Consider the following 10,518-nt stretch of genomic DNA (forward strand, 5'->3'; position numbering starts at 1 on the left):
GCGGCAGGTGTTTTTTTATGGCTTTTTAAAATTGCCCGGATTAAAAAAGAGTTGGTTTTATAAAAGCGACCTAAGGAAACACTATCCTTATCATAATAAAGGGAGGTCTACCTACTTGAGTGTGAAAGAGAATGCTTTGTCCATCTTGGCTTTGGGCGGAGTGAATGAAATCGGTAAAAACATGTATGTTGTTCAATATTCAAACGATATCGTCATTATTGATTGCGGTGCAAAGTTTCCTGATGAAAGTTTATTAGGAGTCGATTTGATCATTCCTGATATTTCCTTTCTTCAGGAGAATAAGGAGAAGATCCGCGCTTTGATCGTGACTCATGGGCATGAAGATCATATTGGCGGTATCCCCTATTTCTTGAAAAAATTGAATGTACCCATTTATGCCACACGTTTAACACTTGGTTTGATTGAATTGAAGTTAAAAGAACATAACCTTTTGGGTGATACTGAATTAATCCAGATCAATTCGGATTCAAAGCTGGAATTCGGGGAGATGGTTCTGGACTTTTTCAAAACGAATCATAGTATACCCGATTGCCTCGGAGTCACCATGCATACGCCAGAAGGCACGGTCGTCCATACAGGGGACTTTAAGTTTGACTTGACTCCGATGAATGATCAGTATCCCGATATTCATAAAATGGCCAAAATCGGGAGTGAAGGTGTCCTCGTTTTATTATCGGAAAGCACGAATGCGGAGCGTCCCGGCTCCAGTCCCTCGGAGCATCTGGTTGGCAGCCATATTGAAGAGGCCTTCATGCAGGCAAAACAAAAAGTCATTCTTTCGACATTCGCTTCAAATGTCAATCGCGTTCAACAAGTTGTGAACGCAGCACAGAAGACAAACCGGAAACTAGCCCTGATTGGACGAAGCATGGTGAACGTCGTAAACGTTGCCATTGAACGCGGCTATCTCGAGGTTCCTGATGGGATGCTTATCCAGCCACAAGAAGTCGATAGTTATGCTCCTGAAAGGGTAGCGGTTTTATGTACAGGAAGTCAAGGAGAGCCGTTTGCTGCCCTTTCCCGCCTTTCCAGTTCGAATTATCGGGATATGAGCATATTGCCTGATGATACAGTGATTCTTGCATCCACTCCAATACCAGGAAATGAACGGGATGTTTCACGGATCATCGACAACCTGTTTCAACTGGGTGCCAAAGTCATTTACGGTTCCGGGACTGTAACGGGCATGCATGTATCCGGACATGCTTATCAGGAAGAGTTAAAGCTCATGCTTACCCTGATGAAACCTAAGTATTTCATACCGATTCACGGTGAGTATCGGATGCTGCACCAGCATCGATTACTAGCTGAGTCTGTCGGGGTGGAGAAGGACCATACTTTCATCATCAATAATGGTGATGTGGTGGATATTGAAAACTCCGTTGCCCGTCAAACAAGAAAGGTGGCTGCCGGCAATACCTTTGTCGACGGTGTTGGCGTTGGGGATGTTGGAGAAATCGTTCTGCGGGACCGTAAGCAGCTTTCCGAAGATGGAATGCTCGTGATCGTCATAACACTAAGCAAGACGGAAAGAAAAATAGTATCAGGACCCGATACCATTTCCCGTGGATTTGTATATGTTCAAAATTCCGAGGACCTCCTTAAAAATGTGAATCGTCTTGTCACGAAAACGGTCAACGACTTACAAAGTGAAAAAATTTACAGGTGGAACATCATTAAACAAACCATTAAGAAGGAACTGGGGCAATATCTCTTTAATCAAACTAAGAAAAAACCAATGATCCTTCCAATAATAATTGAGATTTAGCGCCAAATCGAAAGGAACCCGACTTTGTATAGTCGAGTTCCTTTTTTCAATCAAGTCCTGATTTGCTCGCTTTTGCGGCCATTGCCTTGTTCTTGTTCCAAACCTTGAACTTCATGAAAACGGCTGCAAGACCGATGATCACGATGAATAAAAGGCTGATGAAAAATCCTGGACGTATCTCTTTTTCAAGCAATGTGCCACTTACGGCGGCTAAAATCAAAAGAAGTCCGAAAACGGCCGTTATCTTACTCCACATCTTATTTTCCAAGACTTTGAATGAAGAAAGAATGATGAATGCCCAGTTATACAAAAGCAATATACCAGCAGATGTTGTAATGTATTCATAAATCTTGCCTGGCAGGAGCAAGGCAGTGATGATCGATCCTAGAAGCCCTAAGGCCCCAAGCCCCAGTGAAGGCAGTGGAAGGTCCTTGAATTTCTTTATCTTTTGCATGAATAATGCGGGTGCATTCCCATCATCGGACAGCGTTACCAATAGATTGGTTACACCAAATAGTGAAGCTGTCATCGTCGAGAAACCGGCAATGATGATCGCACCATTAAAAACGTGCGGGAAAAATGCCAGATGATAACTGTCCAATGCCGAAACGAATGGGCTTTCTTTTTCACTGAATGCCCCTAACGAAATCATGGTTACGGCTAACCCCAATGAAATTACATATATAATGGTAAGGACCAAGAGCATGATCGTCCCTGCCTTTGGTGCATCTTCTTTCTTTTTAAGCTGCATCGCCATCAGTCCAATGACCTCAATGCCGCCAAACGCATAAAAGGCATAGATAAGGGATGTCCAAAACCCCTTTAGCCCTTTGGGGAATAATTCATTGTACGTATTCGGAAATGATGGCGGTTTCGCTCCATCAAGACCAAACCAGCCGAAAACGGCACATATTGCAATAATGATAAACATTACGATTGCTGCTGTCTTAATTACAGCAAGGATGTTTTCCACCCTGTCGAACCCTTTTGTTCCCAGCAATACCACCACGATTGAAACAATTGCAAAACCGGATGCAAATAGCCATAGCGGCACTTTCGGGAACCAAAATTGAGATAATAGCGAAAGCGCAGTAAGCTGGCTTCCCATGATCAATATATTGGAGGACCAATAATTCCAGCCACAGCTAAAGCCCGCCCATCTTCCAAATGCTTTATTGGCATAATAACAAAAAGAACCTTCTTGAGGATCGGCAGCCGTCATCTTGGCAAGCAGATTATAAACGATATAGGTACCTAGTGCAGCCAATACAAATGAGAATACAATGGATGGCCCAGTCGTTTTAATCCCTATGGTCGATCCGAGGAAATACCCTGTCCCGATCGTACAGCCTACACCGACCAATGATAGCTGCCACCATTTCATATCGCCCTGTTGTTCACCCGATGCATTGGAATCTTGACCGGTCTTTCCTTTCGCTGAACTGCAATTGGCTTTTGTTGTTGTCATAACATTACCCCCTTCCATCATTCATAGTGTTGATAATGCCACAATGAATTATGCAAGGAAGAAGTTTTCAAATACCCTATGTAATAATCTGAAAGCATTCTTCTTTAGGATATGATGGCAGAAATGCCTTGATAAGCAAAATAAACCCCAAAGCCGACCAATGATAATCCAGAGATGATCGAAATGGCCATTAAGCTTTTTTCATTTAAGAACCTGCGAAATCCATTCGTTAATGCCGCTACAAAAAAATCCCAGCAGGTAAGGCCAAGAAAGATCATCCCGCTATAGATGAAAAGTTGGGAAGTCCCATAACTTGAAGCCGTTTTAGCTAAAACAGATCCATATATCCCCAACCAAAATAAAATGGACAATGGACTGGTCACGGACATGATGAACCCCGTCAAAAAACAGGAAATTAAAGAATCTCTATTCCTGTATTCATTTAATAATATCGTATTAACCCGTAATACACTTTCGACCCCAGAATAAATAAGCACAAATCCGCCAAAAAGCCAAAGAAATATCTGTACGATCGGAATTTCTAAAAACCGTACCATTCCTACATATACTAAAATCATGAACAAAGCATCTGCGATCATCGACCCTGCCCCAACGATCCAGGCATGCCAAAACCCGTTCTTGATTCCTTTATCGATACGAGCGGAGTTCACCGGACCGATCGGTGCTGCAAGGGTAAGTCCCAAAAAAAAGTAACTTAGCAGTAAATGTACACTCAAAAAGCATCACTCCTTCGAGCTAGTTCATGACTTGTACATTTTATGTGGCAACCCTCTGCCTATAACCACATGCCAAAAAAATTTCCCAAGTTACAAAAAAGCCGTGGGGAAGCCCGGCTTTTTGGAATGTTATCGAAGCCGATTAGGCAGCAGCTTCTTTTTTGTCTGAACTAATGCATTTCATAACAATAAATACGATTCCTATACCAATGATCCCTGAAATGATATAGGTCAAATTGATATGATTTTTCATGACAAGGGACATGACCGGAGGGCCTGCCGCAACGCCGATGAACCTTGATGACATGTAGAAGGAGGTTATCGTCCCCCGCTGTTCCTTTTTTATATTTTGAGTGATGATTGCGTCGAGTGTCGGCAATAACGCACCAATTGCTATGCCCACCAAGCTTGTTATGACCAATAGAAGGAAGACATTGTTTTTTGTAAAACCGACAAATACAAGGCTAATTGAAAGGACAGCTAAACTGATCATGATGATCTTTTTCATGATTGGTAACTCCCCTTTGATTTTTTTCCCTGCAACATAAGAAGATACACAAAGAAAAAATAGAGGGATCGCTATCACTAAACCTTTTTTGATTCCATGCAAATCATGGATTTTTTCCAGATTATCAGACAAAAAGAAAAGAACACCGAATAAAACCAACATGACAAATACACCAATCAGGAAAACTGTATATAACCATTTTCCTTCCTGCTTGAATATTTTTTTCGTATCATGCCAGAATTCTTTGAATTTCTTCGGCTCATCCTTCTCCTTTGGTACCTTTATAAAGAAAAAGACCAAAACAATAGATATTAAACTGAAGAATGAAATCGAGAAGAATGGTAAAAACCAGATAAATGCAGCAAACAGGGAACCCAATATTGGACTAAGTACTTTCCCAAATGTATTCGAGGTTTCTATGATACCCAAACAAGAACTCGTTTTTTCATCATCATCTTTGTATAAATCCCCAACCAGAGGCAAAATGATGGGCGAGGCCCCAGACGCCCCAATCCCTTGCAATACCCTCCCAATGATAATCCAGGTATAGGGATCTTCCATTTTCCATGATGCATAACCAGCTATCAAGCCACCGATAAGGGCTAGGATCAGGCTAGGCAGAATTACCATTTTCCGTCCGAATCGATCTGATAAATAACCAGCTATGGGAATTAAAAAAATGGATGCAACGGAATAGCTTGTTATCACCATGCTTGATTGAAATGAAGATATCCCCACCTTTTCCTCGAAAATGGGCAAAACCGGGATAAGCATTGAATTTCCAAGTGTCATTACCAATGGAATCGATGCCATACTGATCAGGCACCACACGCTTACATCTTTATTTTGCTTCTCATGACCTTCCATACTTACACTCCTCATCCATTATAAAAGCAACTTGTTGCATAAAAGGTAACCATTGTGAAACCAATTTGTTTTGCATCATATATTAGATGTCTTCAATTATTATGTTATAGCGCAGAAAGATTTATTCAGTTGCGCTTCTCCCAAAATTACCCCTATTACCTTTAAAACAAAAAACCCATTCTGTTTAAGAATGGATAGAGTTCTTTCGTTTTTATAAAAGAATAATATTCCTTTTTTCACAATCCTTTAATATTTGGTCATTCCATACCGAAACCTGAACCTCGCCAATATGTGCTTTCTTCAACAAAAACATGCATAATCTGGATTGCCCTATTCCCCCGCCTATTGAATACGGAAGCTTGCCTTCCAAAACGGCCTTATGATATTCGAGCACCCTACGATTTTCGGTTTTGGATAATCTTAATTGTTTTAACAGTGACTTTTCATCTACTCGAATTCCCATTGAAGAAACTTCAAAAGCACATTCCAAGAGTGGATTCCATAAAACGATATCTCCATTTAGTTCCCAATCATCATAATCTGGTGAACGGCCATCATGCTTTTCCCCCGATCGTAACTCTCCGCCAATTTTCATAATGAAAATCGCACCATATTTCTTCGTTATGACATTTTCTCTTTCCTTCGGATTCAGATCCGGATATAAATCCTCCAGCTCCTGGGTCGTAATGAAGTGAATGTCATCAGGTAACACAGGCTTAAGCAGATGATGGAATTCAAACATATAATGTTCGGTCGATTTAATGGCTCTATATATTTTTTTCACTTCAGATTTTAATGTATCTACATTACGCTGTTCTTTCGTTATGACTTTCTCCCAGTCCCATTGATCCACAAATAACGAGTGTAGGTTATCCAGTTTTTCATCACGTCTTATCGCATTCATATTTGTGTAAATGCCTTCATCACAAGCCAAACCATACCTTGAAAGAGTGATTCTTTTCCACTTTGCCAAAGATTGAACCACTTCTATTTGTTTATTCTTAATATCCAGAGCTTCAAAGGTAAGAATCCGCTCCACACCATTTAAATTATCATTTATACCGTTACCTTCATTTAAAACGAAAGGTGCAGATACTTTAATAAGGTTTAACACATTTGAAAGTCCTTCTTCAAAATGATTCTTAATTTCATTTATTGCAATATCAGTATGCATGATATCAAGAATTGTTTTATATTTATTCGGCATCGATAATTCAGGCATAATTATCCTCCAATTCCGCTTTGAACAGCGCATGCATTTAAATTGACGTCTTTCCATTTGACTAAATTACATTATGAAGGAGTTTTATGGGTTGTTACAAAAACACACAGGCACGACCATGTACCTCCATAAGCGGCAAACCGGACAATGATTCACCATATCACCTCAAAAAAAGGGCTAAAAATGTGGTACAAGTCCAATTGCCTGAATACATTCAAATAAGCGAAGATGTATCAAACGATGAGGTGATGAATTGGGTGTTTTTTTCAGCTATGTATTATTAGGCTTATCACTGGCTGCTCCTATCGGTCCCATAAACGCTGCTCAATTGGACAAAGGAATCAAGAAGGGTTTTTGGCATGCCTGGGTTTTTGGCTGGGGTGCCATTTTAGCGGATTTTGTTTTTATAGCCCTCGTCTTTTTCGGTGTCGTCCACTTCTTGGACAACTCCTTCATGAAAACATTTTTATGGCTTTTTGGATTTTTCGTCCTGACCTATACCGGAATCGAAAGTCTGCTTAGTGCAGGTAAGATTGAAGTGTATGCACGAAAAGCGAAAGATTCCCTTTTTTCTTCATTCCTGACAGGATTCATCATGTCCCTTTCGAATCCCTTATCCATTTTGTTTTGGCTGGGGATCTATGGATCCATTCTCGCAAACTCCGCTTCAAAATATGATATGGATCATTTACTTTTATACAGTTCAGGCATCCTTATCGGCCTCTTGATCTGGGATTTCGCAATGGCCATCATCGCCAGCACCTTCAGACGCTTTTTATCCAAACCCATTCTAATGGGCATCTCGATTATATCGGGTATATCCCTTATAGGGATCGGCATATACTTTGCCATCCAGGCAGCAAAGGTTTTATTTACATAAAGTGATGAGCCTTACTCGTGAATAGATAAAATAGGCCGCCTATTTTATTATCCTTCTTTGTCCATGTCGGACACTTATCCCTTTTTGTTCATAGCCTGAAAGGGTAAACACAAAGGGAGGATTTCTTGAATGTATAATTACGGTTATTACTCTTATAATGTTCCATATTATACTGCTCCATATTATTACGATAATTCCTATGCTCATTTGCCCTATTATGATGACAGACTGCCAGTACAAACACTGGTTCCAGTAGCCACTATTCAGAGCCATTTAAACGCAGGCCGGCAAGGTCATTGCTTCAGGGGCTTTTGGGGTAACACCCAGCACACCTTTATTTTAATGGGGATAAATAATACTACTGGCATGGTACAGATACTCGAAGGTGGCATTCCAAATGAGGTTCATCATACAGATATAGTTGGATTACAATACCTAGGATTAACCTGCCCTGTCGGTGGCGGCGGACAAGGCGGTGGTCAAGGCGGCGGTCAAGGCGGCGGTCAGGGTGGACCGGGCGGTAACTGTTTCCAGCAGTTCATTCCGGGCGTTGGCTGGGTATGGATTTGTAGATAAAAAAAGACAGTCGAGTTATTCGGCTGTCTTTTTTTACTCGTGAGTTTCTCGTATTTACTCGTGAATTTCTCGCTTTTACTCGTGAATTTCTCGCTTTTACTCGTGAGTTTCTCACTTTTACTCGTGAGTTCCGGATTAAGCTGCGTTCTTGTTAGACGCTGCGTTCTTTTATTTGCTGGACCATTTTATTGATGAACGTTTCTATTGCGACATTTTCAACTTCTTGTTCCCCGTATTTCCGGACATTTACTTCATTTTCTTTCTCTTCTTTATCTCCAAGGACCAGCATGTATGGGATTTTGCCCATCTGTGCTTCCCTGACTTTATACCCCAGCTTTTCATTCCGATCATCGATTTTCACTCTTATGCCTTGATTCTTCAGTGCTTTTTGAACCTTTAAACAATAATTCAAATGAACTTGTGAGACAGGGATGATCTGTACTTGCACCGGGGCAAGCCATACCGGAAAAGCACCGGCAAAGTGTTCTATCAGGATTCCAAAAAAACGATCGATCGATCCAAAAATGGCACGATGAATGACGACCGGACGGACTTTTTCATTATTTTCATCGATGTAAGTCAGATCAAATTTGTCTGGCATTTGAAAATCAAGTTGGATTGTTGCACATTGGTGGCTTCGTTTTAATGCATCTTTAATATGAAAATCAATTTTCGGTCCATAAAATGCCCCGTCCCCTTCATTTACTTGATAATGTATCCCGATGCTTTCCAGAACATTTTTCAAGGCTGTTTCAGAAGCTTCCCAAAGGGAATCTTCGCCCATTGAATCCTCCGGACGAGTCGAGAGCTCCACGGAATATTCGAATCCAAAAGTGCGATACACCTTATCGATCAGATGAAACACTTGTTTAATTTCACTTTCGATTTGATCCTGCCGTACATAGATGTGGGCATCATCCTGACAAAATGTACGGACACGCAGCATCCCATTCAATGCACCGCTATATTCATGACGGTGCACTTGACCGAATTCGGCCATCCGGATGGGTAAATCCCTGTAAGAATAAAGACTGTTTTTATAAATAAGCATATGGCCCGGACAGTTCATTGGCTTCATCGCGAATTTTGTTTGATCCACCTCAGTGAAGTACATATTCTCGTGATAATGGTCCCAGTGGCCCGATTGTTCCCATAACCGCTGATTCATCATGAAAGGAGTCCGAACTTCGTCGTAATCAGCCTCAGTCTGAAGCTCACGCGAGAACTTCTCCAATTCATTTCTAACGATTTGTCCTTTCGGTAAATAAAATGGCATTCCAGGGGCTTCCTCCGAAAACATGAATAACTCCAACTGCTTCCCTAATTTACGATGATCGCGTTTGGCCGCTTCTTCCAGGAATTTAAAATGTTCCTGCAAATCTCTATTCTTTCGGAAAGCCACGCCATACACCCTTTGAAGAACTTCATTTTGATTGTCTCCCCGCCAATAGGCACCCGATACACGAGTCAATTTGAACGATTTTACAAATGATGTGGATGGAAGGTGAGGTCCTCTGCAAAGATCGACGAATTCCCCCTGTTGATAGAGCGTTAATTTTTCACCATTAGGGATGTTCTTTGCTATATCCAATTTGAATGACTCTCCTCTGCCCTCGAATAACTTCACAGCTTCTTCATAAGTCACTTCACTTCTTTTAATTTCCAAATTTTCACTTATGATGTGTTCCATCTCTTTTTCAATGGCTTGCAGATCTTCTGAGCTCAAAGGATGGTCTAACTTAAAATCATAGTAAAAACCATCTTCCACGACTGGTCCCATTCCTAATTCCACATTACGGTATAATCTTTTCACAGCCTGTGCCAAAACATGCGCCGATGTATGTCGTAATACTTGTAATCCTTCATCCGAATCGAGAGTCAAGATCGACAGCTCGGCATCCTTATTAAGCTTGTGACTTAGATCAACCAGTTGCTTATCCAGTTTTCCTGCTACTGCCTTTTTCCTTAAACTGAAGCTGATTGAGCCTGCCACACTTTCCACTGTAGTCCCTTGCGGATACTCCTTTTGCTGCCCATCCGGGAATTGAACTTTAATCATTTTTTCACCCATCACATAAACACCCCTTTTTTAATAATAAAAAAACGCACTCATCCCTACGAAAGGGACGAGTGCGTTTACCCGTGGTTCCACCCAATTTCCCATAAGCAAAAAACACTCATGGCTCTGGAGCTTGTAACGCAGCTTAGACGATATCAGTTACTCTTGTTCACCGATATAGCTCAAAGGCGGTAAATCAGTTTCCTAAGCCAGGAAGTTCGCAGCTGCCCTTCCCTCTCTGCAGACCGTAAAAAAGATTCATGTCCTTATCATGGCAATATTTTTATATATAAAAAAACGCACCCATCCCTATGCAAGGGACGAGTGCGTTTACCCGTGGTTCCACCCAATTTCCCATAAGCAAAAAACACTCATGGCTCTGGAGCTTGTAACGCAGCTTAGACGATATCAG

Annotated in this window: 8 protein-coding genes and 1 other annotated feature; of the genes, 3 read left to right on the forward strand and 5 right to left on the reverse strand. The window is 41.2% G+C overall.

Annotation, left to right across the window (positions count from 1 at the left end; genetic code table 11):
• The first annotated feature begins 115 nt into the window (after positions 1-115).
• Positions 116-1,789: a ribonuclease J gene (locus ACIQ0C_RS07060; RefSeq protein ID WP_403058512.1), complete on the forward strand. Its 1,674-nt coding sequence runs from the start codon at positions 116-118 to the stop codon at positions 1,787-1,789.
• A gap of 46 nt (positions 1,790-1,835) precedes the next feature.
• On the opposite strand, the gene ACIQ0C_RS07065 is transcribed toward ACIQ0C_RS07060, so the two are convergent.
• The 4 genes from ACIQ0C_RS07065 to asnA form a co-directional block, all read right to left on the reverse strand.
• The gene (locus ACIQ0C_RS07065) at positions 1,836-3,173 is read right to left on the reverse strand and encodes an amino acid permease (protein WP_403059005.1); all 1,338 of its coding nucleotides are present in this window, start codon (positions 3,171-3,173) and stop codon (positions 1,836-1,838) included.
• Between the two features lie 188 nt (positions 3,174-3,361).
• Positions 3,362-3,994 (reverse strand): LysE family transporter, encoded by a 633-nt coding sequence (locus ACIQ0C_RS07070; RefSeq protein ID WP_402838073.1) that lies wholly within the window; start codon positions 3,992-3,994, stop codon positions 3,362-3,364.
• 142 nt (positions 3,995-4,136) lie between these two features.
• Entirely contained in the window at positions 4,137-5,369 is a 1,233-nt protein-coding gene (locus ACIQ0C_RS07075; protein WP_402838075.1) for an MFS transporter, read from the reverse strand.
• A gap of 211 nt (positions 5,370-5,580) precedes the next feature.
• Positions 5,581-6,576 carry an aspartate--ammonia ligase gene (asnA, locus tag ACIQ0C_RS07080; protein ID WP_483878360.1) on the reverse strand — a complete coding sequence of 332 codons (996 nt, stop codon included), beginning with the start codon at positions 6,574-6,576 and terminating at the stop codon, positions 5,581-5,583.
• Positions 6,577-6,844: 268 nt separating this feature from the next.
• On the opposite strand from asnA, the gene ACIQ0C_RS07085 reads away from it, so the two are divergent.
• Positions 6,845-7,471 (forward strand): LysE family transporter, encoded by a 627-nt coding sequence (locus ACIQ0C_RS07085; RefSeq protein WP_403058516.1) that lies wholly within the window; start codon positions 6,845-6,847, stop codon positions 7,469-7,471.
• A 129-nt stretch (positions 7,472-7,600) separates the two neighbouring features.
• The gene (locus ACIQ0C_RS07090; RefSeq protein WP_403058519.1) at positions 7,601-8,047 is read left to right on the forward strand and encodes a hypothetical protein; all 447 of its coding nucleotides are present in this window, start codon (positions 7,601-7,603) and stop codon (positions 8,045-8,047) included.
• A 151-nt stretch (positions 8,048-8,198) separates the two neighbouring features.
• On the opposite strand, the gene thrS is transcribed toward ACIQ0C_RS07090, so the two are convergent.
• Positions 8,199-10,106: a threonine--tRNA ligase gene (gene thrS, locus ACIQ0C_RS07095; RefSeq protein WP_403059007.1), complete on the reverse strand. Its 1,908-nt coding sequence runs from the start codon at positions 10,104-10,106 to the stop codon at positions 8,199-8,201.
• Positions 10,107-10,166: 60 nt separating this feature from the next.
• Positions 10,167-10,388, reverse strand: a binding site (T-box leader).
• Between the last annotated feature and the right edge of the window lie 130 nt (positions 10,389-10,518).

Source organism: Peribacillus sp. NPDC096448 (assembly GCF_044762675.1).
Classification (GTDB): Bacteria; Bacillota; Bacilli; order Bacillales; family DSM-1321; genus Peribacillus; species Peribacillus frigoritolerans_B.

Excerpts from the sequence above, each read along its gene's own strand:
- ACIQ0C_RS07065 (WP_403059005.1), bottom strand. The coding sequence starts at position 3,173 with ATGAAATGGTGGCAGCTATCATTGGTCGGTGTAGGCTGTACGATCGGG.
- ACIQ0C_RS07075 (WP_402838075.1), bottom strand. The coding sequence starts at position 5,369 with ATGGAAGGTCATGAGAAGCAAAATAAAGATGTAAGCGTGTGGTGCCTG.
- asnA (WP_483878360.1), bottom strand. The coding sequence starts at position 6,576 with ATGCCGAATAAATATAAAACAATTCTTGATATCATGCATACTGATATT.
- ACIQ0C_RS07090 (WP_403058519.1), top strand. The coding sequence starts at position 7,601 with ATGTATAATTACGGTTATTACTCTTATAATGTTCCATATTATACTGCT.
- thrS (WP_403059007.1), bottom strand. The coding sequence starts at position 10,106 with ATGATTAAAGTTCAATTCCCGGATGGGCAGCAAAAGGAGTATCCGCAA.